We start from the raw sequence: 23,835 nt of genomic DNA, 5'->3' as shown, positions 1-23,835 counted from the left end.
TACCTCGTTGTGTTGATCTCAGGTATGGACGACGCGACTGAGCGACTGAATATCCGGAAAAATGAAATCCGGACGTGGAACGGAATCGTCGAGGGAGATCTGGCGGCGATTGATCCAAGCGATGGTCAATCCCAGCGGTTTACCGCCGACGAGATCGGTGAATTGCGATTGCCCCGAATGCAGGATCTCGTCCTTCGCGACGCCCGCATGCTCGATCAGGTAGCGAAACAGCGTCCCGTCAGGCTTGTAGCCCTTGGCGCGTTGCGCGGTGCATACCAGGTCGAAGTTCCGCTTCAGGGGTGTCAACGCCAGAAGATCGTCATCGATGTTGGATACGACGGCGAGCCTGTAGTGGCGTGACAGTCGATCCAGGGTGCGGACCACGTCGTCGTAAAGAAAGAAGCTCGGGAAGGCCTCGAAATAGCGATTGATCAGCCGGCCGTCGCCCTTGACGTCGAAGTGCTTGAAGGTCTCGACGAGCGAGAGCTCGCATATCTCCCGGTAGGAACGATATGGGTCCCAATAGTGCACGATATTCCGGTGTTCCCAATGCTCCCAGAACGCCTTGACATCGAGGTGGTGAGCGCCGGCATCGGCCAGTATGCGCTCGAACGCGGCATAGGAACTGTCGCGAACGCTGATCAGCGTTCCAAACACATCGAATGACATCAGCTTCGGTCGCAGGCGTGTCGGGTATGTCTCGCTATTCATCAATCGAGTTTCCGGATGATGCTTTCATTCTGAATGAGCGTGCGCGGTCGCACGCGTGCGGGCTTCATCGCACGGCGATAGCTTCGAGCTCGATCAGGTAGCCATGATGTAGTGCCGGAGCCGGCACCACCGCGCGTGCCGGACGGTGACTGCCGAAGACGTCGGCATAAATGGCGTTGAACGCCGGCCAGTACTCGACGCCGACGAGATAGGCAGTCACTTTCGCGATGCGATCGCGGCCAAGACCGGCTCCCTCGACGATCGCAATGACGTTAGCGAGCGCTTGACCGGCCTGGACCTCAAAAGGCTCGTCCGCAAGCGACGTCCCGTCGGCGCGCGCTGCGAGTTGGCCGGAGACGTACACAACTCCGCCGGCCTCCGTGGCCTGCACGTAGTGCCCAAATGGCGGCGGAGCTGCTTCAGTTGCAATGGCCTTGATTGGACTCGACATCAGATCACCATCCATAAATACGGGGCCAGATCGCGGACACGGTCCTGCCCTGGTCGACGACGTAATAGCGGTCATGTTGGGCGCCGGTGGCGCATGCATGGTTGGGGAAAATCCGCACCATCGCGCCGACCGGAAGTGTCAGCGCAGGCGGTTGAGCGCCAGGGCGCCCAGCCAGAATGCCATGTTCCTGATTGGCGTCGATCATGATCAGATCGGGGACCGGATTGCCCGCGAGATCGCAAACCACGCCATAGCCCTGATCGACGGCGAGCCGCGCGGTGCCGCGATCACGCGACATCGCCATCCAGCCGGCATCGACGATGATCCAGCCCTTGTCATGCTGATGGCCGATCACAGTTGCCAGCACCGAGAGAGCGATGTCCCCGATATCGCAGACGCCGATGCCCGCCATCACCAGATCGAAGAACATGAAAACCCCGGCACGCACCTCGGTGACGCCGGTGAGGTCGCGCGCAAAATGCGCGGTCGGAGTCGATCCCACACTCACCTCCGGGCAAGGTAAGCCCGCAGCTCTGAGCGCCGCGGCGGCCGCCACGATGCCGGACCGCTCTTGTTCAGCCATCGCCTCGAACGAGGTCTGGTCATGCAAGTTGTAGGAACTGCCGGCGTGCGTCAGCACGCCGCGAAGCACCGCGCCGCCCGCGTGAAGCGCCCGCCCTACCGCAATAAGCGCAGGGTCCGTCGACCTTATCCCGGACCGATGGTCGTCGGTATCGACCTCGATCAGGACGGGAAGCGGATCGCACCGCTCGACACTCTTCGCTGCCACCAGTCGTGCGGTTTCCAGATTGTCGAGAATGATCGCCAGGTTGGCGCCGCGCCGCCGCAGATCGAACACATGATCGAGCTTGTTCGGGGCAATGCCGACCGCATAGAGCAGATCGCTCACGCCGTGGCTGAAGAAGTATTCGGCCTCCCTCAGGGTCGAGACCGTGATCGGCCCCCGCGCGCCGTCCATCACCAGCCGCGCGACATCGATGCTTTTCGCGGTCTTGAGATGCGGACGAAGCCTGCTCCCATACGGTCGCAGATGCCGCTTCAATCGCGCGACGTTCGCAATGAGGCGAGATTTTTCCAGGACCAGGCACGGCGTCTCCAGGACCTCGAGCAACTGACCGATCTCCTGGCGCGAATAATCGATGGCGAACGACATGGCCAATTAATCCGAGCAACCAGAGATAGCCGCTGGGAGATCTACCGGAGCTCTTATGGCTGTCGTCGGGCCAACACTGACGCGGTATTGCATATTATATATAATATACGACGACATTGTTCGGCCTCTCCCATTGCAGAGCTTAGTAGATCATATATTATATGTCAAATCAGATTCGAGGAGACAGCGGTGCTAGGCGCGGCGAGACCCAAATCGATCGGCAGTACAGAGATGATCTCCGACGCACTCCGCGCCGCGATCTGTAGCGGAGACATTGCGCCCGGTACACCGCTGAAACAGGATGAGATCGCGGCAGAGTTCAGCGTGAGCCATACACCCGTGCGCGAGGCACTCAAGGTTCTGGTCTCGGAGGGGCTTGCCACCCTGCATCACAACCGCGGTTGTTTCGTCTCGGATCTGTCGAGCACGGTCGCGCGTGAGCTGATGGAATTCCGCGCCCTCCTCGAACCTCGGCTGGCCGGATGGGCGATCGATCGTCTAACGGAGCGCGATATCGAGCACGCCCGCCTCATCATGGCGAAGATCGATAACACCGACAATGCGACGCAGCGCCTGCAACTCGCCACCGAATTCCACACCGTCATTTATGCGCGCGCCAACCGGCCATTCTTTCTGGAGCAGGTCAGCCGCGCCCGCAACAATCTCAATCGCTATTGGCGGCTCGCATGGGGCGACCAGACGTTCCCGGCCAGTACTCAGCATGAGCATCAGAAAATATTGGACCTCTGCGTTGCCAAAGACCAGGTCGGCGTGACGGCATTTATCGAGCAACACATCATGACTTCAGGTGAAGTTGTTCTGCGATACCTGCAAAGACTGGAAGCTGATCAGATGGCACAGCTCTGAGATCGACAAAGTAAAGTTCGCAATTGTGTGCACCATCACGCTTGCGAAACACCTTTTGCGCTTCGGCGACCTGCCGCGCGGGAAATGCGAAGCCGGCTGAGCTTGCCCCTTGAGCTCGAGGCGAGCCAAACCCCCATATTTACAAGCACCTAACAATAGGGATAGCCTGTATCCATAATAAGCGCTGATGGCGAGGGTCTCGACAACGCGATGATTCTGAAAAGCCAAGTTGAATGGGCGCTGCATTGCTGCGCCATTCTCTCCGGGCTGCCCGAGGGGCGCTATCTGTCGACCAAGGCGCTGGCGGAATTGCACGGGCTGCCGAAGGAATATCTCTCCAAGGCGTTGCAGAGCCTGTCGCAGGCGGGCCTGGTCGATACGACGCTCGGCCCGTCGGGTGGATACCGGCTCGCCAAGGGGCCAGCGGACATCACGTTTCTCGACATCGTCGAGGCGGTGGAAGGCAAGAGCCGCACCTTCGTCTGCAACAACATCCGCGACAACAATCCCTGCCTGGCCAAGAACCAGCGCAGCCGCGGCACCTGCGCGGTCGCGCGCATCATGTGGGAGGCCGACGAGGCCTGGCGCGAGAAGCTGCGCAGCATCACGCTGGCGGATCTCGGCGAGATGCTCGCAGAGGAAACGCCTGCGGCGCTCTGGAAGGCCACGTTCGCTTGGGTGTCAGATCGCGCGGGATGACCGCGCGTCGAGACCCCCGGCGGCGCGTTCGGCGTCGATCGCGGCCGGGCCGAGCACGAGGCTTTCGGCCGGCGCGGCCAGCGCAAGACCGTTTGCGCTGCATTTGCTGTAGACGAGGTCGATGATCTCGTTGCGGGCCGCGGTCCAGCCGGCCGGGCTCGCGACGCGGAACAGCAGCTCGACCTCGATCGCAGCCGCATCGATCGCCTTCAAGGCGACGATCGGCGCCGGGTCCTTGACGATTTCGGTGCTGGCTTGCAGCGTGGAGTGCATGACGTGCTCGACCAGGCTCGGCGTCGTGGTCGCAATGCGCACGGTCAGCGCGATCTGGTGGCTCTCGTCGGGGCGGCTCAGATTGGTGACGCCCTGCTTGGCCAGCACGCTGTTCGGCACCACGACGACATTGTAGCCGCCGGTGAGCAGATTGGTGGAGCGCCAGTTGGTCTCGACGACGCGGCCTTCGGTGCCGTCCTTCAACTGGATCCAGTCGCCGATCGCGTAGGCCATGCCGAGCGTCAGCGCGATGCCCGAGAACACGTCGCCCAGGGTGTTTTGCAGCGCGAGGCCGAAAATGATCGCGACGACACCGGAGGTCGCAACCAGCGTGCCGACCGGCACGTCGAACACGAAGCCGATGATCGAGAGCGCGACGCCGAGATAGATCGCGCCGACCGCCATGTCCTGCAGCAGGTGTGCGTCCTGCGGCCGGCGATTGAGCCTGATGCAGATATGGATCAGGCCGATGATGGTCCATGCCAGATGGGTCCACCACAGGATCCTGGCCGATTTGCTGAGCAGCGCAGCAAAGCCGTGCGCGTGGATGCCGTCGACGCGGGCCGGCGAGATGGCGCCCGCGTAGAGCACGAGGCTCATGGCGGCGAAGACCAGGATCTGGACGATCAGCCGGCCCGTCGGACGGCTGCGGCCCTGAAGATGCCAGATGACGATGCCGGCGGCTCCCAGCGTGCTGATGAGCGCAAGCGACGGCACCTGGTCTTCACCGGACATGACTCGACTCTCCTCGTTTGAACATGGACTTCTCGGAAAGCCGCTTTCGGTCATGCCCGAGCGATCGGTTGCGCTTGAGCAACACGACGGACCTGCGACCGGATGTCCACCTCGGGAGTCACTTTACAATCCAAATTAAGGATCGTACATATCCATAAGGATATTTATTATCCGTAATAAGAGCCGACCGCGATGGCGTCATTGCGGTGTGGCCGACGCGATCGATTTCACATCCGAAGACAGCAGGAGAGACACATGAGTACAGCCAACACCGCGCAACGCGCGCGACCGACATCCGACGAAATGGTCCCGTCGCGCTACGCCGTTCGGGTCGGCGACATCGACGTGCTGATCATCAGCGATGGCGTGCTGCCGCTGCCGACCCAGACGATGTCCACCAACGTCGAACCGGCCGAGCGCAGCGCATGGTTCAAGACCATGTTCGTGGGGCCGGAGATGTTCGACTGGGCGCTCAACGTGGTCGTGGTGCGCAGCGGCGGCCGGACCATCCTGGTCGACGCCGGCCTCGGCAGCGAGTTCCCGGGTTTTCCGCGCGCCGGCCAGGTGATGCATCGGCTCGAGGCCGCCGGCATCGATCTCGGCTCGGTCACCGACGTGGTGCTGACCCACATGCACATGGACCATGTCGGCGGGCTGCTGGTGGACGGCGTCAAGGAGCGGCTGCGTCCGGATCTGCGGATTCACGTCGCCGACGCCGAGGTCAAGTTCTGGGCCGCGCCCGATTTCTCCCACACCGACATGCCCTCACCGGTGCCGGACGTGCTGCGCTCGGCCGCGAACAAATTCGTGAAGGATTACGGCAGCCGGTTGCGTCCGTTCGCGGACGAGACCGAGGTCGCGCCGGGCGTCGTCGTCCGCCGCACCGGCGGCCACACGCCCGGGCACAGCGTGGTGCGCGTATCGTCCGGCGGCGAGCGGCTGACCTTCGCCGGCGACATCGTGTTCCCGGTCGGGTTCGAGCATCCCGACTGGCACAACGGCTTCGAGCACGACCCCGACGAGGCGGTCCGCGTCCGGGTCAGGCTCTTGCGCGAGCTGGCGGCGAGTGGTGAGCTTCTGGTCTCGACCCACATGCCGTTCCCGTCCGTCGGTCGGGTGGCGATCGCCGGCGACGTGTTTCGCTGGGTGCCCGCCTTTTGGGACTACTAGCTCACGGCCCGTCACTCTTCGCAGCATCGAACAACGTGCGCCGCGAAGGCGGCGCGAATGGAGACATCACATGAAAATCGTCATCATCGGTGGCACCGGCCTGATCGGATCGAAAACCGCTGCACGCCTGCGCAAGCAGGGCCATGACGTGATGGCCGCCGCGCCCAGCACCGGCGTCAACACCATCACCGGCGAAGGCCTCGCGGAGGCGCTGAAGGGAGCCGAGGTCGTCATCGACCTCGCCAACGCGCCGTCCTTCGAGGACAAGGCCGTGCTGGAATTTTTCCAGACCTCGGGCCGCAACCTGGTGGCCGCGGAGAAGGCCGCCGGCGTCAAGCATCATGTCGCGCTGTCGATCATCGGGACGGATCGACTGCCCGAGAGCGGCTATCTTCGCGCCAAGGTCGCGCAGGAACAGATCATCAGGGATTCCGGCATCCCCTACACGATCCTGCGTTCGACGCAGTTCTTCGAATTCCTCGGCGGCATCGCCCAGGGCGGCACGGTGGGCAATACGGCGCGGCTGTCTACGGGCTATCTGCAGCCGATCGCCTCCGATGACGTCGCTGACTTCGTGACGGATGCGGCCGTTGCCGCGCCGGTCAACGGCATCATCGAGATCTCCGGCCCCGAGCGCCTGCGGCTGTGCGATTTCGCCGCCCGCTACCTCAAGGCCATTGGCGATACCCGCACCGTGATCGCCGATCCGGAGGCGCAGTATTTCGGGACCAGGCTGCAGGACGGCTCGCTCGTCTCCGACGGCAATCCCCGCATCGGCCGCATCGGCTTCGATCAATGGTTCGCAACCCAAAGCAGGAAATGAGCACGCGCGCCTGCCGCAATTCGGCGGCGCGGCGTCCGGCTTCGAGAAGGACAATCGATATGATCAAATCACGCGTTATCGCGATCGCTCTCGCGACGCTGCTGTCGGGTTCGGCCATCGCACACGATGCGCCCGGCGGCGGCAAGGGCGCCAAGGTCACGCTGGTCTACGACCATGAACTGCCGAACGTGCCCGGCAAGAGCATGAAGGGAGTTCTCGTCGAATATGGCCCCGGCGGATTCTCGGAGGCCCACACCCATCCGCCGTCGGCCTTCATCTACGCCACCGTGCTGGAAGGCGCGATCCGCAGCCAGGTCAATGATGGTCCCGTCACGGTCTACCAGGCCGGTGAAAGCTTTTCGGAAATGCCGGGCGACCGCCATGGCGTGAGCGAAAATGCCAGCAAGACGAAGCCGGCAAAACTGCTCGCCGTCTTCGTGGTCGATACCAGCCAGCGCGAGCTGGTGTTTCCGGCCGGGAAATAGCGGCCGTTACCAGAGCGGCGCAGCGGCAGGTCTGCCATTCGTATCGCGGTCCAGGCAGACCTTGCCGCTGGTCATCGGACTTTCATCGGCCTGACGGCTTCGCCACGCTCGCATCGATCAGGAGCTTCGCCGCCGTGAGCGCCGACTGCGCCGGGCCGGCTTCCGACTGCTGGCCGGTGACGTAGATGCCTTCGATCAGCAACAGCAGGGCGTCGCCGAGCACGGCGGGGTGGCGGGCGCCCATGCCGGCTGCGAGCTCGCGCAGGCGCTTGCGAAACACCTTCTTGTGCGCTTCGGCGACCTGGCGCGCGGGATTGTCGCGCGACGGATATTCCACGGTGGCGTTGCTCAGCCCGCAGCCGCGATAGCCCTCATCTACGGCGCGCGCCGACAGCCCGCGGATATAGGCCAGCACGTGCTCTCGCGCATCGGAATAGGATTTTCCGCCGGGCTTCTCGAAATTCTCCCAGAAGTTCTCCTCGTAGTCGCGCATATAGGCGGCGGCGAGATCGTCCTTAGAGGCGAAGCTGCGGTAGAGGCTCGGCTTGGTGACGCCGGCGCGGACCACCACCTCGTCGACGCCGACCGCGCGGATGCCTTCGCGATAGAACAGCTCACTGGCGGAGGCACGAATCCGGTCGGCGGCTTTGGCCGGGCGTTCGGCGGCTGGTTCGGCGGTTTTCTTCATGGCGGCTCTCCGGGGTTCTCACCCGCACGCTTGACAATGTTACTGACCGGTACGTATACAGACTGCGTCGCAATACGTACCGGTAAGTAACATGCCCAGCACCCCGATTCAACCCGCCCCCGTCGCACGGCGCCCGTTCGGCCAGAAATATGCGTTCGTCGTCGTCGCCGTGATCTTCCTCGCGCTGCTCTCGTCGGCCGGCCTGCGCGCGACGCCGGGCGTGCTGATGCTGCCGCTGCAACAGGCGTTCGGCTGGAACGTCGGTGTGATCTCGTCGTCGGCTGCGATCGGCATCTTCCTCTACGGCCTCGCCGGCCCGTTCGCAGCCGCCGTGATGCAGCGCTTCGGCATCCGCCGCACCGTGCTCGGCGCGCTGGCGCTGATGTCGGTGTCGACAGGCGCAAGTTACTTCATGACCGCGCCGTGGCAATTGTTCCTGAGCTGGGGGCTGCTCTCCGGCATCGGCTCGGGCGCGGTCGCCAACGTGCTCGGCGCCACCATCGTCAATCGCTGGTTCACCACCAATCGCGGCCTCGTCATGGGGCTTTTGACGGCGAGCACCGCGACCGGCACGCTCATTTTCATGCCGGGCCTCGCGGCGCTGGTGGCATGGGGCGGCTGGCAGCCGGTGGTGCTGACGGTGGCCGCATGCTGCGCGGCCCTCATTCCGCTGGTGTATGTCCTGGTGCCCGAGCGGCCCGCCTCGGTCGGCCTGCGTTCGTACGGCAGCCAGCACGACGATCATCCGGCAGGACCGGCGCAAGGCAATCCGTTCTTCGCGGCGCTCTCGAACCTCGCGCGCGCGGCGCAGACGCGGGCGTTCTGGTTCCTGTTCGCCACCTTCTTCATCTGCGGCTTCACCACCAACGGCCTCGTCGGCACCCATCTGATCGCGTTCTGCGGCGACCACGGCATCGTCGAGGTGCAGGCAGCAAGCCTGCTGGCGCTGATGGGATTCTTCGACCTGTTCGGCACCACCTTCTCGGGCTGGCTCACCGACCGGTTCGATCCGCGCAAGCTCTTGTTCCTGTATTACGGGCTGCGCGGCCTGTCGCTGATCTATTTGCCCTATTCGGACTTCTCGCTGGTCAGCCTGTCGGTGTTCGCGGTGTTCTACGGTCTCGACTGGATCGCAACCGTGCCGCCGACCGTGCGGATCGCCAACGAAGCCTTCGGCGACAAGAACGCGCCGCTGGTGTTCGGCTGGGTGGTCGCCGGCCATCAGCTCGGCGCCGCCTGCGCCGCCTTCTTCGCCGGCTTCATGCGCTCCGCCCAGGGCGATTACCTGCAAGCCTTCATGATCGCAGGCCTGACCGGCATCATCGCTGCCGTGCTGTCGCTGCTGATCACCCGACGGCCGGCGCAGGCCGTGCTCGCCGCGGCGTGAGGAGGCGCAAACCGACCCTACGGACGGAAACGTTGCGTCACCCCTAGTATCTCATCGAGATACGAATTAACTTGGAACACGTATGAACAGGCCGAATGCTGCCAAAAATGGTGATCGCACGTGGCAAGGAAACTTCCGCCGGTTCACCCCGGCGAAATCCTGCGGGAGGAATTTCTCGTTCCGCTCAAGCTGACCCCTTACGCCGTTGCGGCCGCGCTGCATGTGCCGCGGACCCGGATCGAACGCCTCGCGCGCGAGGAAAAGCCCGTGACGGCCGACACGGCGCTGCGGCTCGGCAAGTTTTTCAAGACCGGTGCGGCGTTCTGGATGAACATGCAGGCCCGCTTCGATCTCGAAACGGCCGAAGACCTGCTCGCGCCGCAAATCAGGAAGATCGCGTCCTACGAGGCGGTTTGACAGTCGGTCCGAGTGCGCGCGGAGCCGCGCCTGGCGGTCTTGTCCCGCCGCGAGGACGACCACAGATTGCAGATCATGCAGCAGCCGGACAGCGAAGCCTCATCGCCTGGTGTGTCGAGCGCGCCGACCTCGACGCTGACGCCCGATTGCGGGCCGGGCGTGGCCTACGGCAAGGCTTTCGTGGCTCGCTTGAGGGACCATGGCGTGAGCGGAGCCGGGATCCTGCGTCCCCTGATCGACGATCTGAATGCGTGCGCCGCAATGTCGCCGTTCGACAAGGCAACGGCGGCGCGCGTCGCCTGCAACGCGCAGGACACGGCGAACTGGGGCGCGGGGCCGGTGGTTGCGATGCCGAACGGCGATCTCATCGTGACGTCGAAGATGGTCGCCAAGGAGGGGCCGGTCCTGATCGTCAAGCCTGACGGCACCGTGCTGCGCGGCACGGCCGGCATCGACATGCTCGACGAGACGACATACGTCGTCTCGAACGTGATCGAAGGGACATGGCCGGCAAAAGGAATTTGGATCGCGGGCCCGTCGGCATGACATGCGGGTGCTGTCAGGCCGAGCTATCAGCGCTTGGGCGGAATTTGGCGCGCCACCCAGAATAAAACCTGTGAACTCTTATGTGATTGAGATCACTATCTAATTCTTAGAGCGACCAGGGAGACCCGCTGGTCAGTGCGCCATAACCCCGCCGTACTGCGGATCCCGTAGTTGAGTTCGATGGCTTTCGCAATTCCGCTCTACGCGCTGGCCGGCGCGGCACGGTATCGTCCGATCGAGGTTTGTCAGCAGCGGCTGGGCCAAGGTCCGCCTTTTGATCGCATTACCGCCTCACGTCAGACATCGCGCTGGGTCCGAGTCGGGTCCACAAACAGACATTGGTAGGCTTTGCCCGTGCCGGGTAGCGGGGCATGTCTTCAATCACGTCATCATGCCGCAGGCGATCTTCGCGCACGTCGCCAGGTCATTTCATAGGCTACAGCTTGTACTTGCCGAGCCATGACCGAATGGCACGTCCTATCTCCGCGCCGGAGTCCTCCTGGAGGAAATGTCTTCCCTTGACGGTGACTTCATCCTGGCTTTTCCATCCGCGGCAAAACTCCCGGCGAGCACCGTGCAAAATCGCTCCGGGATCACCGTTAATGAACAATTTCGGGATCTCGTTCTCGGACATCCACTTTGAATAGACGTTGACCATATCCACAATATGCGGCGGCTCACCTTCAATCGGTAGCTGTCGCGGCCATGAAAGAGTTGGCCATCGATCTTCGCGCTGCAGAAATGGCTTGCGATATTCCGCCTTTTCCTTCTCCGACAGTTCACGAAAAATCGAGCCGAACAATACGCGCTCGACGAACATGTTCTGATCCAGGATCATCTCCTCGCCCTTGTCGGAGCGGAAGCCCTGGAACACCGGAATGGCGTTCGTACTCCACTCGCTCCACTTGGCGTATTGGCTGACGATTGCTTCCATATACGTTATTCCCGCGACGCGATTGGGATGAGAATAGGCCCAGTTGAAGCCAAGGGCGGATCCCCAGTCGTGAACGACCATGACGACTTTTTGGCTCGGCCCAACGAGTCCGTTGATGAGCGACCAGAGATAGGTCCTGTGGGTCTCGAACGTGTAGGTCTCGGGTCCAGGATTGGGCAGCTTCTCGGAATCGCCCATTCCGATCATGTCGGGGGCGATGAGTCGACCGCATCCATGGAGCTCGGCGAGCACATCGCGCCAGAGATAGGATGACGTGGGATTGCCGTGAAGGAAGAAAATCGGAAGGCCTTCTCCTTCATCATAGTAGGCCATCTTCTTGCCAAGGATTTCGATGGTTTTCTTCGGTAACGGTTTGTCGCTCATTTGCTTGCCTGTCAGATCCCGGTTTTCGATTTGGTCAATGGTACGATCGCGCCGCGGTTGTCGTCGCGCGAGCGCGCGTGAAATGAAGAAGGCTAGTGCTTCGGTCTTGTGCTCTTGCGGCGCGCCGTGGCGGCCTTTTCCAGAACGGCTGACGCCACGTCCTTTGCCAGCAAGAAGGACGATGTGTCGCCGGATGCATGAGAAATCGCGAGCGCGCCCTGAAAAATCAGGTTGAGCTGTTTTGCCAGGCGCGTGGGTTCGGCAAAACCAGCCGCCTTGCAAAGCTCGAGGAACTTCGATTCACCAAGTGAGGCCGCGCATCGTCCAAGCGTTACGATGTCTTCGTGCTTTCCGGCAAACTCCTGCGCGGCCTTCATGCCCAAGCAACCGCGTGTGAGCAACCGGCCGGCTATCTTGCGCACATCGAAGAACGCGACGATCTGTTCGCGCGGGTCGCTGATGTCCGCGACCGGACCGAAGAGTTGTTGCAGGACGACCGCGCTGTAGAGCTCCAGCACGGCCTCGATCAGGTCTTCCTTCGACGGGAAATACTTGTAGATCGTCCGCTTGGATATGCCGCTACCGGCCAGCGCCGCTTCCATTCCCGTTGCGTGAAAGCCGTTCTCGGAGAACCGGTCGAACGCATATTTCACGATCTCAAGCTTTTTGCCTTCGATCCCAATCTCTTGGCCCATCACATCATCCTCACGAACGCCTGTTCAGCATTCATAGCGAATCCCGTTGACCAAGTAAACGATATCGTTTACATCCTCCTTCAAGGTAAACGATATTGTTTACTTAGCTCTGATGCCCGCTGAGCCGCGCCGTCACCGCGCAACTTTGAGGACCAGGCACTCAAATGACCGATCTTCTTGAAAAAGTACTCGCCGTTCATGGCGGGTTGGACAATTGGCGTCACGTGAACACGATCGACTTCCGCATGACGTTTCGCGGCGCCGCCCTTGAATTCAAGAAGCAGCCGCAGGGCCTGCGGAACGTGCTGGTCAAGATCGATCCGCGGCGCCAGCGCACGCTGATCACGCCTTTCCCGACGCCGGGCAGGCGCGGCATCTTCGGTGACGGTCGTGTGACGATCGAGACCGAGGCGGGAGTGAAGATTTCGGAGCTCGACGAGCCACGCAAGTCCTTTGAGGGCTATCGGCCCGAAACGCCCTGGACAGAACAGCAATTTCTCTACTTCGTCGGCTACGCACTGCAAAACTACATGACCATGCCGTTCCTGCTCGCGACGGATGGCGTGTGTTGCGAGGAGATCGCACCGCACGAAGAGCACGGCGAAAGCTGGCGGGTGCTCAAGGTGACCTTCCCGGCCGGCATCCATGTGCATTGCCCGGAACAGAAGTTCTATTTCAACGATACGAGCTATCTCGTTCGCAACGACTACGCCCCCGAGGTCAGCGGCGGCACAGCGGCGCATTACACCTTCGATCACCGGAAGTTCGACGGCTTTGTCTTCCCGACCCATCGGAGGGTAGTCCGGCGCGATGCGAGCGGCCGCACGTTCCCGACCGGGCCCTCGATCTTCATGCTTGACATCGAGTCCATCGTCCTTTCGCGCGACCAGGGATGAATGCGCTTTGGCAACATAAATCGTTGGCGTCGAACCAAATGATTCCCATCTCCCGCCAACCGTAAGTGATCGGACATTCAGGAGAAGAGCATGAGTCTCTCGAACAAGGTTGCGTTGGTGACAGGCGCCAATCGCGGCATCGGCGCGGCTATCGTGCGGGAACTGTTGAAGGCGGGTGTAGCGAAAATCTACGCCACCGCCCGCGATCCGAACACGCTGCCGGCGTTCGGCGACCCGCGCGTCGTCCCGCTGCAGCTCGACGTCACGAGCGATGCGTCAGTCGATTCAGCGGCAAACGTGGCCGGGGATGTCGATGTTCTCGTCAACAACGCGGGAACGCTGGCCTTCGGCGATTATATCGACAGCGGCCTGGAGACCTTCGACGACGACATGCGGACCAACTACTTCGGCACCCTTCGGGTTCTACGAGCCTTCACGCCGCAATTTATCGCCCGCAAGTCCGGCACGATCGCGAATATGAGCAGCGTTGTTGGCCTGTCGGCGGTGCCCGTGATGGCCGGCTATTCCGCATCCAAGGCCGCAGTCCATTCCATCACGCAGTCCCTGCGCGGGACCCTGGAAAAGGACAACATCACGGTCATCGGCGTTTATCCGGGACCGATCGAAACCGATCTGGCTAAGCCGGTGCCCTACCCGCAAAAGGCGACACCCGAATATGCCGCCGCCAATATCGTGAAGGGTATTGCCGAAGGGCAGACTTACATTTTCCCCGATCCCATGGCGCAGCAGGTCCAGCAACTGTGGTCGACCGACAACCGGAAGCTGGAATACGTCGCGCTGCACCTCGGCGGATAGAAATACCGAAGGTGTCGAACACCACCCACAACCCACCACCTATTCAACCTTTGCAGGATAATCCTTCATGCTCACGCGTCGTTCCCTTACAACGAGTTTTCTCGCTGGTCCCGCGGCCCTGGCCGTATCCAACGCAACACCGGCCAAAGCCCAAACCACCATTGCGGGTAGAAAATCGTCCCGCACCGGAAATTCGGTCCTTCAGACCCACTACCGAACCGTAGATATCGACGGAGTTTCCATTTTTTACCGTGAAGCTGGTGCACCAAATGCGCCGGTTGTGCTGCTGCTGCCTGGCTGGCCGTCGTCGTCAGCAATGTTTGGTGATCTCATCCGTGAGCTGTCCGCGAACTATCATGTTTTCGCGCCGGATTATCCTGGCTTCGGCAACAGCGATGCGCCCGACCGCTCGCGCTTCCGCTATACGTTCGACGGCCTTGGCGAGGTCATTGGCAAGTTCGTCGACAAGGTCGGGATCAAGCAATTCGTTTTGTACGCCACGGATTTCGGAGGCCTTGTTGGATATCGCGTGATGCTGAAATCGCCTCAACGAATGAAAGCACTGGTCGCGCAGAACAATCCGCTGATCCCCGGTGAAAGCCCATGGTTCGGGCCGCTCGTGCCGTATTGGAAGGACGGTACGGCCGACAGCCGCCTGAAGGCGGGCGAACATTATCTCACCCTCGAGGTGGTTCGCGATCTGTACGTCACCGGCGTGCGCGATCCCTCCCTGATCGATCCCGATCAGTGGCAATCGGACTATTCCGCGTTGCGACGTCCAGGTGGCGGGGATATTTCGCTCGATCTGCTCTACGATATCCGTACCAACGGTCCGACATTGAAGAATGCTCAGGCCTACCTGCGGGCACAGAAGCCGCCGACGCTGGTTGTCAGCGGAAAGAACGATGTCTTGTTCACGGCTGAAAATCAGGTGCGGTATCGCGAGGTGGTGCCAAACGCCGAGATTCATCTGACGGACAGCGGTCACTGCACCCTGGCCGACAAGAGCGAAGAGATAGCCAACCGGATGCATGATTTTCTCGGTCGAGTACTCTCGTCCAGGCGGTCATGATTGATGGACTCGTCGTCTACGGGTTGCGCCGGATCGTCCCGCGGAAGACGCCCAACTCGCTGTTTACCGCATCAACCGCTGTGCTGATCGAGGTGGCGGACATCAGCGTTTGCAAGGGGTTAGTCCCCTCGTCGCTCTCGCGCCGAGATCCGCTCGCGATCTCGGCCGGGCGGCGTAGGAGCGTGATGCGCCGCATCGCCTGCGGCGGCCCGCTCAGGTAAGCCTCCGAGTGCTGTCGATCCGGCCAGGAATCAGGAGACGAAAATGATCCGCTCTGACGTCGTCGCAGCCGCGCTCGCCCTCTCTCTGGCAATGGGAAGGCCGGCCGCGGCACAGACCGCCAGCTCTTTCGCCCAGGCGAACAGCCCCGCGCAGACCCAAGCCGACGTGGTCTACCCGAATTACAAGTTCCGAAGTGGCGAGACGCTGGAAAGTTTGCGTTTTCACTACACCACGATGGGTACGCCTCATCGCGACAAGGACGGCCAAATCGATAACGCCGTGCTTGTCCTGCACTGGACGGGAGGAAACGGGCGTCAGTTGATGACCCCCACCTTTGTGAAGTCCTTCTATGCGCCCGGCAAGCCGCTCGACGCCCGTCGATACTTCCTGATCCTTCCCGACAGCGTCGGGTGCGGGGAGTCGAGCAAGCCGAGCGACGGCCTGCACGCACGCTTCCCGCATTACGACTACAATGACATGGTCGATTTGCAGCACAAGCTCGTGACCGAGACCCTAGGCATCAAGCGGCTGCACGCCATTCTCGGTATCTCCATGGGTGGCATGAATGCGTGGCAATGGGCGGAAACCTACCCCAATGATGTCGAGGGCGTCATGCCGGTGGTATCGCTCCCGTCCAAGATCGCCGGACGGAATGCGATCTGGCGCCACCTTGCCACCAACATGATCGAGCACGATCCCGCCTACAAGGGCGGCGACTACACGGGGACTTTTTCCGGCTTTATTCACGCCTATCAGTTGCTCTTCATGATGATCGATGGCGTGCCGCACCTGCAAACATCGACGCCCGACTGGGCCGCTGCAGGTACGTTCCTGGACAATCTGGACAGACAGGGCGAAACCGCCGACCCCAATGACTTGATCTATTCGTTGAAGTCATCAGCTGATTATGACCCCGAGCCAGGGCTTGGCCGGATCAAGGCGAAACTCTTCGCGCTCAACTTCGGCGATGACGAGTTCAATCCCGATGAGCTCGGCATCTTGCAGCGCCTGACGCCCAAGGTTGCCCATGGCCGCTACGTCGTGCAGCCCGGATCGGCCACCACCTTGGGTCATCTGACGATGACCCGTCCCGAATTGTGGGCCGATCACGTCGCGACCTTCATGCAAGAGCTCGACGCGAACACTCACTGATCGGAGGAGAAGTGAGTGACGGCTGGAAGCGCGCTAGCCGCTACAATCACACGACGCTTGCATAAGATTGGCGGCTAACGGGTCAAGATCAACCTGCAACGGAATGCTGAAGGTTCACGAATTGGCTGCGCAAAAGCAGGGCCCGCGTCGGCATGATTGACTTTCTCGCGCAAGTCTTCCTCGATGAACGCGAACTATTCGAAGAAAAATGACGTAGTCGGGGCGTCGATTGGCGGCTGGATCGTACGACATCCGTACATCATCGCAGAATATCGCAGTTTGGCGCTCCCTAGGGGAATCGAACCCCTGTTTCAGCCTTGAGAGGGCCGCGTCCTAACCGCTAGACGAAGGGAGCGTTGAGAGGGTAGGCAATAGCCTTGAAATCGGCCTGCCGCAAGATGGCTTGTGCGCTGCGGTGGGGAATTTGTCACCAATCCTCTAAAGGCCGGAGCCGGGTTTCGGCGCGGAGCGGTCCCAAGCCAGCTGCCGGCCCCTTGCCTCTCACTCGCACCGCAACGCGAGATCGCAGCATCGATCACAGGATGCCCCATCTCCTGACGTGACATCGTCGCCGCGATCGGCCCCGCTTTTGCCAAACGGCAAATGCAAAACACCTGCCTGTGAAGTCACTCGGCGTCCGGCTCTGATAGCATCGCAGCTCTTCACCATGCTGCACCCAGCGAGGCGCGCGAGAAGCGAGAGGAGTGCTTGGAACACAGCGCAGGCCTTTGGCGCACGGCAATTTGGCTCACCGACATCTTGGCACACAAAAATCAACGCGGCCGCAGGCGATGGAAGATGTTCCGCCGCTCGCACCGCAACCGGTCAATAGCTTAAGCAGAGCGAGGACAGACCATGATCAAACTCAAAATCAACGGCCAGGAACAAAATTGGGACGGCGACCCGGATCTTTCGCTGCTCTGGTATCTGCGCGATGAAGCCGGTCTCACCGGCACCAAATTCGGCTGCGGCCAGGCGCTGTGCGGCGCTTGCACCGTGATCGTCGACAAGGAGGCGGTCCGCGCCTGCATCACCTCGGTCTCCGACGTGGTCGGCCGCGAGGTCACCACCATCGAGGGCCTGCATCCGACCGGCGATCATCCGCTGCAGAAGGCCTGGCGCCAGGTCAATGTTCCCCAGTGCGGCTATTGCCAGGCCGGCCAGATCATGCAGGCCGCGGCGCTGCTGAACGAGAACCCCAAGCCCAGCCACGACCAGATCCGCGAGGCCATGGCGGGCAACATCTGTCGCTGCGGCTGCTACCAAAGAATCGAGAATGCCGTGCATCTCGCATCGACGGGGGTGTGACATGAACATCATCACCAATCCCGGAAAACTTCGCGGCTTCGAGAAGCACGTGAAGGTCGAGCAAATCAAGGTCGAGAACGTCTCGCGCCGCAGCATCCTGAAGGGGCTCGGCATCGCCGGCTCGTTCGTGCTCGCCGCCCCCGTGATGTCGCGGCCGGCCTTCGCCTACGAGACCGGCGCCGGCAAGATGCCGCATGGCGTCGTGGTCGACCCGCGCGTATTCGTCGCGATCGCGCCTGACGGCGTCGTCACGATCCTGGCGCACCGCTCCGAGATGGGCACCGGTGTGCGCACCAGCCTGCCCTTGATCGTCGCCGAGGAGATGGAGGCCGACTGGAACCGGGTCCATGTCCAGCAGGCCCATGGCGACGAGGTCAAGTTCGGCAACCAGGACACCGACGGGTCCCGCAGCACCCGGCACTATCTGATCCCGATGCGCCAGATCGGCGCCTCGGCGCGCGGCATGCTGGAAGCCGCAGCGGCCAAGAAATGGGGCGTTCCGGTCACCGAGGCGAAGGCGCAGAACCATGAGGTCGTGCATTCCGCGAGCGGACGCAAGATCGGCTTCGGCGAGCTCGCGGCCGATGCCGCGAAGGAGCCGGTGCCGGCCATCGATAGCCTCAAGCTGAAGGACCCGAAAGACTTCCGCTATCTCGGCAAGGGCGAGGTCTCGATCGTCGACCTGCACGACATCACCACCGGCAAAGCGCATTACGGCGCCGATACAAGGCTGCAGGGCCTGAAATACGCCGTGATCGCACGTCCTCCCGTCACCGGCGGCAAGGTCAAGTCGTTTGACGACAGCGCCGCCATGAAGGTGCCTGGAGTCGAGAAGGTGATGGAGGTCAAGGGCTGGCCGTGGCCGTCGAAATTCCAGCCGCTCGGCGGCGTGGCCGTGATCGCGCGCAACACCGGCGCCGCAATCAAGGGCCGCGACGCGCTGAAGATCGTCTGGGATGACGGCGCCAACGCCAAGTATGACTCCGCCACCTATCGTGCTTCGCTGGAAGAAGCCGCGCGCAAGCCCGGCCTCGTGGTGCGCAAGGAAGGCGATGTCGATGCGGCGCTGAAGAGCGCCGACAAGGTGCTCGTCGGCGAATATTATTTGCCGCATCTTGCCCATGTCAGCATGGAGCCGCCGGTCGCGGTCGCCAACGTCACCGGCGACAGAGCGGAGGTCTGGGCGCCGGTGCAGAGCCCCGGCGGCACCCGTGAGGACGTCGCCAAGACACTCGGCATCCCCGAGGACAATGTCATCGTCAACGTGACACTGCTCGGCGGCGGTTTCGGGCGCAAATCGAAATGCGATTTCGCGCTCGAGGCGGCGCTGCTGTCCAAGGAGCTCGGCGCGCCGGTCAAGGTGCAGTGGACCCGCGAGGACGACGTGCACCACGACTTCCTGCACACCGTGTCGGTGGAACGGATCGAGGCCGGCCTCGACAAGAGCGGCAAGGTGATCGCGTGGCGGCACCGCAGCGTGGCGCCGACCATCGCCTCGACCTTTGCCGCCGGCGCCAACCACGAAGCGCCGTTCGAGCTCGGCATGGGCCTGATCGACAACCCGTTCGAGATCGCCAATCTGCAATGCGAGAATCCGGAAGCGGCCGCGTTCACGAGGATCGGCTGGTTCCGCTCGGTGTCGAACATCCCGCGGGCGTTTGCGGTGCAATCGATGGCCGCGGAGATCGCGCATGCGACCGGCCGCGACCAGAAGGACATGCTGCTGGAATTGATCGGCAGCCCGCGGATCGTCAACCTCGCTTCCGTGAAGGATCCCTGGAACTACGGCGAGCCCTATGACAGCTACCCGATCGACACCGCACGTTTACGCAAGGTGCTCGAGCTGGTCGCCGACAAGGGCGAGTGGGGACGACAAGTGCCGAAAGGCCACGGGCTCGGCATCGCCGTGCATCGCTCCTTCGTCAGCTACATCGCGACCATCGTCGAGGTAGCAGTCGACGACAAGGGCAAGCTCACGGTGCCGCGCGTCGACACCGCGATCGATTGCGGCACCTATGTCAACCCGGAGCGGATACAGTCGCAGATCGAGGGCGCCGCGATCATGGGGCTGAGCCTCGCTAAATATGGCGAGATCAGCTTCAAGGACGGCAAGGTGCAGCAGGGCAATTTCGACGATTTCCCGGTGATCCGGATCGACGAATCGCCTGCGGTGACCCACGTCCACATCGTGCCGCCGGCCCCGGGCACCCCGCCGAGCGGCGTCGGCGAGCCCGGCGTGCCGCCGTTCGCACCGGCCCTGATCAACGCGATCTTCGCCGCGACGGGAAAACGCATCCGCGCGCTTCCGATCGGCAAGCAGCTGGAGACGTGAGACTGGAACGTTAGGCCAGACGGCTCGTTCTCATCGGTCCAGAGGAGAGACCGATGAGAACCCCTTCCAAGACGTCACGGACGCTCGCGGCAACCCTGTTCGCGGGCGTCTTTGTTTTCGCGGCGCACGCTGCGCTCGCACAGACCAACCCGCCGCCGGCCGCGACCGCGACGCGCCCGGCCAAGACACTGCCGGACCAGACCTCGGAGCCGAGCAACGCTCCGCCGGCGACCACCGGTCAAACCACCGGCGAGACCAGCCGCGATCCCACGATCAAGAAAATGAACGACGACGAGAAACGGAAGGTCGATACGAAGGGCAAGTAGCTCGAGCTGCCAACCACTCCTCGTCATTCCGGGGCTCGCGAAGCGAGAACCCGGAATCCATCAGGCCACATCACCTGCGGCGAAATGGATTCCGGGTTCATGCTTCGCATGCCCCGGAATGACAGTTGCGGACCAGGAAGCGGCGGGGCTCCCCCCTCCGCCGCTTCCCGATCGCATCGCCCCCTGTCCGAGGCTTGCTCCGCTACTTCTTGTCGAGCGCGAACACCCAGATCACGCCGCCTTGCGGGACGTTGTTCTCGAAGCCCGCCACCTTGCCGGCAAGCGCGTCCTGGATGCGCTGCGCGTCGACGCCCCAGCCCGACTGCACCGCGATGTATTGCGTGCCGTCGACCTCATAGGACATCGGCATCGCCATGATGCCGGAGTTGGTCTTCTGCTCCCACAACACCTCGCCGGTCTTGGCGTTGAAGATGCGGAACATGCGGTCGTTGGTGCCGCCGGCGAGCACCAGGTCGCCGGCCGTCGCAGTCACCGCACCGAACAGCTGCGAGGTCTTGTAGTCGTGCTGCCAGACCTTCTTGCCGGTCGACGGATCCCACGCCTGCAGCTCGCCGAAATGGTCGGCGTTGGGCGCCGGCGTCAGCCCGATGTCTTCCGGCTTGGTGCCGAGCCAGAGCTGGCCGGGCACCAGCGGTTGCTTCTCGCCGGTGAAGCCGCCGCAGAAGTTCTCGTTGGCGGGCACGTAGACGAGCTTGGTGTTCTGGCTGTAGGCCGCCGACGGCCAGTCCTTGCCGCCCCACAATGACGGGCAGAACTCGACCCGCTTGCCGAGCACCGGCTTGTGGTCGGGATCGAGGATCGGCCGCCCGGTCTCGGCCTCGATGCCCTTCCAGACGTTGGTCTTCACGAACGGCCAGCCGGCGACGTAGTTGATCTTGTCCGGCGTGTTCTCGAGGATCCAGAAGATCGCGTCGCGGCCGGGGTGAATCAGGCTCTTGAACGTTTTTCCGTCGCGCTGCAGGTCGACCAGCATCGGCGCATCGACCTCGTCCCAGTCCCAGGAATCGTTCTGGTGATACTGGAAGTGCTTCTTGATCTTGCCGGTCTCGGGATCGAGGCCGATCACCGAACTGGTGTAGAGATTGTCGCCGGCATGCATCGACCCCGGCCACGGCGCGGCGTTACCGACGCCCCAGAGAACCGTCTTGTTGTCCTTGTCGTAGGTGCCGGTCATCCAGGCCGATCCGCCGCCCGATTTCCAGTCGTCGCCGCTCCAGGTCTCGTGGCCCGGCTCGCCTTCGCCGGGGATGGTGAAGGTACGCCACAGTTCCTTGCCGCTGCTGGCGTCGAAGGCGACGACATAGCCGCGCACGCCGAACTCGCCGCCGGAGCCGCCGACGATCACCTTGCCGTCGACCACGAGCGGCATCAGGGTCATGTACTGACCCTTCTTGTAGTCCTGCACCTTGGTGTCCCACACCACCTTGCCGGTCTTGGCGTCGAGCGCGACGACATGATCGTCGGTGGTGGCGAGAAACAGCTTGTCCTGCCACAGGCCGACGCCGCGGCTGGTCGGATGCAGCTGGAACAGATCGTCGGGAAGCTGCCGCTTGTAGCGCCAATATTCCTCGCCGGTCTTGGCGTTGAGCGCGATCACCTGCCCCATCGGGGTGGCGACGAACATCACGCCGTTGTTGACGATGGGCGGCGCCTCGTGGCCCTCGATGACGCCGGTGGAGAAGGTCCAGACCGGCTTCAGGTCCTTGACGTTGGATGTGTTGATCTGGGTGAGCGGACTGTAACCCTGTCCGTCATAGGTCCGGCGATAGAGCATCCAGTTGCCGGGTTCGGGATTTTCGAGACGCTGAGACGTCACCGGACTGTAGTTGTCGATCGGCCCAGCGACGGCGACGGTCGAGATGAGGCACGTGAACGCGACACAGCTCGACAACAACAAGTGCTTGCTTGTCATGAGATGCTACCTCCCTGCGATGTTTTGTTTTGACGCTTTATTGAGACGTTTATTTTTATTGAGACGTTTTTTCAGTCGTGTGTGAGCATGGTCTCCACGCCAACCGGTTCCGCTTGTCCGCGCGGGAAAACCGCTTCGCGCCGTTCCGGATCATGCTCCTGGTCGTGCACAAAACCCGTGCGGCCTCATCCTCCCTGCTGGGCACCCACCTTTCCGACGAACGCTGCTGCAACCGTGATCGCACCGTCGGCGACGTTGAGCGGCAACGCCGCAAGCCGCCGCGGCGCCGGCCCGAACACCACCTGCGCATTCTGCCGCGGATCGTATTCAGAGTTGTGACACATGCATTTCAGGACGTTCTTGTCGCCCTGCTCCTGCTTCACCCAGGCGGTGATCGGACAGCCGGCGTGCGAGCAGATCACGGAGTAGCAGACGATGCCGTCGGGGAAGCGGGCCCGCGTGTCGTCGTCGAACTCTTTTGGATCGAGCTTGACCAGCACCACTTCATTCAGCCGCGAGCCGCTGCGCACGACGGAGGATTTGGGATCCTTCGGCCAGGCGCGGATTGGCGGCCCGCCGAGCGTCAGGTCATCGGCCTTGATGACCTCGCCGGCCTTGTCGCCTTCGGCGCGCACCAGCACGTCGGCTTTTTGCGGTCGCTCACTGGCGCCGGGCTTGTCCTCATCATCGGCGGAAGCAGGTTCGATCGCCGCGAGGCAGGCGCACCCCGCGAGCGCCGTCAGCAGCGCGCGGCGCGTCGGATCCGTGCACGACGCTGATGGCCCGGATGCACCGAACGGTTCGACGGAAGCGCTGGGGTTGGACTCCGACATGGCGCAAGCTGAACGTGCAACTCGGCCGAAAAGATGGCGGCGCGCATTCTCGCTGCGCGAACGCAGGTGCAAAAAATACTTTGCAGCCTTTGGTTGATCGGCGGCGTTGTTCGCGACGCCTTCGCCTTACGGCTCGCTGACGAAGGACAGCCTGCCGGCCGGTTTCAGCGTCTTTGCATCAAATGTGCGGATTTCGGTTGCACCGCCGATGTCGAGGGTAACGACCAAACGGTCGCCGGCTGTGCCGGTCGCGACGATGCGGGCGCCCTTCGGCAGCGCAGCGGTGACATCCGACGCCGAAACGGGGCTTCCCTCGCCGCGATAAAGGCGGTAGCCCACGGCGATCAGCACCACCGCCACGGCCAGCGCCGAGCTCAGGCCCGCGATCAGCATCATGCGCCGCACCCGCGCGATCAGCGCAGCCTGCTCGGCGGTCGGTTCGGTCACGGCGGTGTCGGTCATCACAAGGCTCTTCTATTGCAACAGGCGTCTTCGAATAGTGCTCG

General features: G+C 62.5%; 26 protein-coding genes and 1 tRNA gene. 16 read left to right on the top strand and 11 right to left on the bottom strand.

What is annotated here, in order from left to right; all coding sequences use genetic code 11:
- Positions 1–18: 18 nt before the first annotated feature.
- The 3 genes from IC762_RS07325 to IC762_RS07315 form a co-directional block, all read right to left on the bottom strand.
- Entirely contained in the window at positions 19–711 is a 693-nt protein-coding gene (locus tag IC762_RS07325; protein WP_246801611.1) for an HAD hydrolase-like protein, read from the bottom strand.
- 64 nt (positions 712–775) lie between these two features.
- Complete coding sequence (locus tag IC762_RS07320; RefSeq protein WP_195788103.1) at positions 776–1,162, bottom strand: RidA family protein; 387 nt, start codon at positions 1,160–1,162, stop codon at positions 776–778.
- Between the two features lie 4 nt (positions 1,163–1,166).
- Complete coding sequence (locus IC762_RS07315; RefSeq protein ID WP_195788101.1) at positions 1,167–2,336, bottom strand: DSD1 family PLP-dependent enzyme; 1,170 nt, start codon at positions 2,334–2,336, stop codon at positions 1,167–1,169.
- A 231-nt stretch (positions 2,337–2,567) separates the two neighbouring features.
- Between IC762_RS07315 and IC762_RS07310 the strand changes: the two genes are divergently transcribed.
- Together IC762_RS07310 and IC762_RS07305 are read left to right on the top strand one after the other, a co-directional pair.
- A complete protein-coding gene (locus tag IC762_RS07310; RefSeq protein WP_195788099.1) occupies positions 2,568–3,203 on the top strand; it encodes a GntR family transcriptional regulator in 636 nt (211 codons plus the stop codon).
- Between the two features lie 210 nt (positions 3,204–3,413).
- Positions 3,414–3,902: an RrF2 family transcriptional regulator gene (locus IC762_RS07305; protein ID WP_195788097.1), complete on the top strand. Its 489-nt coding sequence runs from the start codon at positions 3,414–3,416 to the stop codon at positions 3,900–3,902.
- On the opposite strand, the gene IC762_RS07300 is transcribed toward IC762_RS07305, so the two are convergent.
- Positions 3,885–4,910, bottom strand: coding sequence for a mechanosensitive ion channel family protein (locus tag IC762_RS07300; RefSeq protein WP_195788095.1), 1,026 nt, complete (start codon positions 4,908–4,910; stop codon positions 3,885–3,887). The genes IC762_RS07305 and IC762_RS07300 overlap by 18 nt on opposite strands.
- Before the next feature lie 255 nt (positions 4,911–5,165).
- On the opposite strand from IC762_RS07300, the gene IC762_RS07295 reads away from it, so the two are divergent.
- The 3 genes from IC762_RS07295 (at position 5,166) to IC762_RS07285 (ending at position 7,388) form a co-directional block, all read left to right on the top strand.
- A complete protein-coding gene (locus IC762_RS07295) occupies positions 5,166–6,080 on the top strand; it encodes an MBL fold metallo-hydrolase (RefSeq protein WP_195788093.1) in 915 nt (304 codons plus the stop codon).
- A gap of 70 nt (positions 6,081–6,150) precedes the next feature.
- The gene (locus tag IC762_RS07290) at positions 6,151–6,903 is read left to right on the top strand and encodes an SDR family oxidoreductase (RefSeq protein WP_195788091.1); all 753 of its coding nucleotides are present in this window, start codon (positions 6,151–6,153) and stop codon (positions 6,901–6,903) included.
- 59 nt (positions 6,904–6,962) lie between these two features.
- Complete coding sequence (locus IC762_RS07285) at positions 6,963–7,388, top strand: cupin domain-containing protein (RefSeq protein WP_195788089.1); 426 nt, start codon at positions 6,963–6,965, stop codon at positions 7,386–7,388.
- A gap of 82 nt (positions 7,389–7,470) precedes the next feature.
- Here the strand turns inward: IC762_RS07285 and IC762_RS07280 are convergent, their stop codons facing one another.
- Complete coding sequence (locus tag IC762_RS07280) at positions 7,471–8,076, bottom strand: TetR/AcrR family transcriptional regulator (RefSeq protein ID WP_195788087.1); 606 nt, start codon at positions 8,074–8,076, stop codon at positions 7,471–7,473.
- A gap of 91 nt (positions 8,077–8,167) precedes the next feature.
- Here IC762_RS07280 and IC762_RS07275 point away from each other — a divergent pair, with 91 nt between their 5' ends.
- The 3 genes from IC762_RS07275 (at position 8,168) to IC762_RS07265 (ending at position 10,426) form a co-directional block, all read left to right on the top strand.
- Positions 8,168–9,463, top strand: coding sequence for an MFS transporter (locus IC762_RS07275; protein WP_195788085.1), 1,296 nt, complete (start codon positions 8,168–8,170; stop codon positions 9,461–9,463).
- Positions 9,464–9,583: 120 nt separating this feature from the next.
- Positions 9,584–9,880, top strand: coding sequence for a HigA family addiction module antitoxin (locus tag IC762_RS07270; RefSeq protein WP_195788083.1), 297 nt, complete (start codon positions 9,584–9,586; stop codon positions 9,878–9,880).
- A 75-nt stretch (positions 9,881–9,955) separates the two neighbouring features.
- Positions 9,956–10,426, top strand: coding sequence for a hypothetical protein (locus IC762_RS07265; RefSeq protein WP_195788081.1), 471 nt, complete (start codon positions 9,956–9,958; stop codon positions 10,424–10,426).
- Positions 10,427–10,862: 436 nt separating this feature from the next.
- On the opposite strand, the gene IC762_RS07260 is transcribed toward IC762_RS07265, so the two are convergent.
- Together IC762_RS07260 and IC762_RS07255 are read right to left on the bottom strand one after the other, a co-directional pair.
- Positions 10,863–11,744: a haloalkane dehalogenase gene (locus IC762_RS07260; protein WP_195788079.1), complete on the bottom strand. Its 882-nt coding sequence runs from the start codon at positions 11,742–11,744 to the stop codon at positions 10,863–10,865.
- A 92-nt stretch (positions 11,745–11,836) separates the two neighbouring features.
- Positions 11,837–12,439 (bottom strand): TetR/AcrR family transcriptional regulator, encoded by a 603-nt coding sequence (locus IC762_RS07255; RefSeq protein WP_195788077.1) that lies wholly within the window; start codon positions 12,437–12,439, stop codon positions 11,837–11,839.
- Between the two features lie 164 nt (positions 12,440–12,603).
- On the opposite strand from IC762_RS07255, the gene IC762_RS07250 reads away from it, so the two are divergent.
- The 5 genes from IC762_RS07250 to IC762_RS07230 all read left to right on the top strand — a co-directional run bounded on the left by IC762_RS07250 (position 12,604) and on the right by IC762_RS07230 (position 16,597).
- Positions 12,604–13,335 (top strand): hypothetical protein, encoded by a 732-nt coding sequence (locus IC762_RS07250; protein WP_195788075.1) that lies wholly within the window; start codon positions 12,604–12,606, stop codon positions 13,333–13,335.
- Between the two features lie 90 nt (positions 13,336–13,425).
- Positions 13,426–14,151 carry an SDR family oxidoreductase gene (locus tag IC762_RS07245; RefSeq protein ID WP_195788073.1) on the top strand — a complete coding sequence of 242 codons (726 nt, stop codon included), beginning with the start codon at positions 13,426–13,428 and terminating at the stop codon, positions 14,149–14,151.
- Positions 14,152–14,218: 67 nt separating this feature from the next.
- Positions 14,219–15,223 carry an alpha/beta fold hydrolase gene (locus IC762_RS07240; RefSeq protein WP_195788071.1) on the top strand — a complete coding sequence of 335 codons (1,005 nt, stop codon included), beginning with the start codon at positions 14,219–14,221 and terminating at the stop codon, positions 15,221–15,223.
- Positions 15,220–15,444 (top strand): hypothetical protein, encoded by a 225-nt coding sequence (locus tag IC762_RS07235; protein ID WP_195788069.1) that lies wholly within the window; start codon positions 15,220–15,222, stop codon positions 15,442–15,444. Before IC762_RS07240 ends, IC762_RS07235 begins: the two co-directional genes overlap by 4 nt.
- 43 nt (positions 15,445–15,487) lie before the next feature.
- The gene (locus IC762_RS07230) at positions 15,488–16,597 is read left to right on the top strand and encodes an alpha/beta fold hydrolase (RefSeq protein ID WP_195788067.1); all 1,110 of its coding nucleotides are present in this window, start codon (positions 15,488–15,490) and stop codon (positions 16,595–16,597) included.
- 280 nt (positions 16,598–16,877) lie between these two features.
- On the opposite strand, the gene IC762_RS07225 is transcribed toward IC762_RS07230, so the two are convergent.
- Positions 16,878–16,952, bottom strand: a tRNA-Glu gene (locus IC762_RS07225).
- A gap of 500 nt (positions 16,953–17,452) precedes the next feature.
- Between IC762_RS07225 and IC762_RS07220 the strand changes: the two genes are divergently transcribed.
- The 3 genes from IC762_RS07220 to IC762_RS07210 are packed head-to-tail and all read left to right on the top strand — an operon-like array spanning position 17,453 to position 20,563.
- Complete coding sequence (locus IC762_RS07220) at positions 17,453–17,905, top strand: (2Fe-2S)-binding protein (protein ID WP_195788065.1); 453 nt, start codon at positions 17,453–17,455, stop codon at positions 17,903–17,905.
- Position 17,906: 1 nt separating this feature from the next.
- Positions 17,907–20,237, top strand: a complete 2,331-nt coding sequence (locus IC762_RS07215; RefSeq protein ID WP_195788063.1) for a xanthine dehydrogenase family protein molybdopterin-binding subunit — start codon at positions 17,907–17,909, stop codon at positions 20,235–20,237.
- Positions 20,238–20,290: 53 nt separating this feature from the next.
- Positions 20,291–20,563, top strand: a complete 273-nt coding sequence (locus tag IC762_RS07210; protein ID WP_195788061.1) for a hypothetical protein — start codon at positions 20,291–20,293, stop codon at positions 20,561–20,563.
- Positions 20,564–20,765: 202 nt separating this feature from the next.
- On the opposite strand, the gene IC762_RS07205 is transcribed toward IC762_RS07210, so the two are convergent.
- The 3 genes from IC762_RS07205 to IC762_RS07195 form a co-directional block, all read right to left on the bottom strand.
- Positions 20,766–22,496, bottom strand: a complete 1,731-nt coding sequence (locus tag IC762_RS07205) for a methanol/ethanol family PQQ-dependent dehydrogenase (protein WP_195788059.1) — start codon at positions 22,494–22,496, stop codon at positions 20,766–20,768.
- A gap of 185 nt (positions 22,497–22,681) precedes the next feature.
- Complete coding sequence (locus IC762_RS07200; RefSeq protein WP_195788057.1) at positions 22,682–23,329, bottom strand: ubiquinol-cytochrome c reductase iron-sulfur subunit; 648 nt, start codon at positions 23,327–23,329, stop codon at positions 22,682–22,684.
- 126 nt (positions 23,330–23,455) lie between these two features.
- Positions 23,456–23,791, bottom strand: coding sequence for a hypothetical protein (locus IC762_RS07195; protein ID WP_195788055.1), 336 nt, complete (start codon positions 23,789–23,791; stop codon positions 23,456–23,458).
- Between the last annotated feature and the right edge of the window lie 44 nt (positions 23,792–23,835).

Origin of the sequence: Bradyrhizobium genosp. L (genome assembly GCF_015624485.1) — a bacterium.
GTDB lineage: Bacteria > Pseudomonadota > Alphaproteobacteria > Rhizobiales > Xanthobacteraceae > Bradyrhizobium.
Note: the sequence above shows the minus strand (reverse complement) of the source record. Positions and strands in the feature narration are given on the sequence as shown.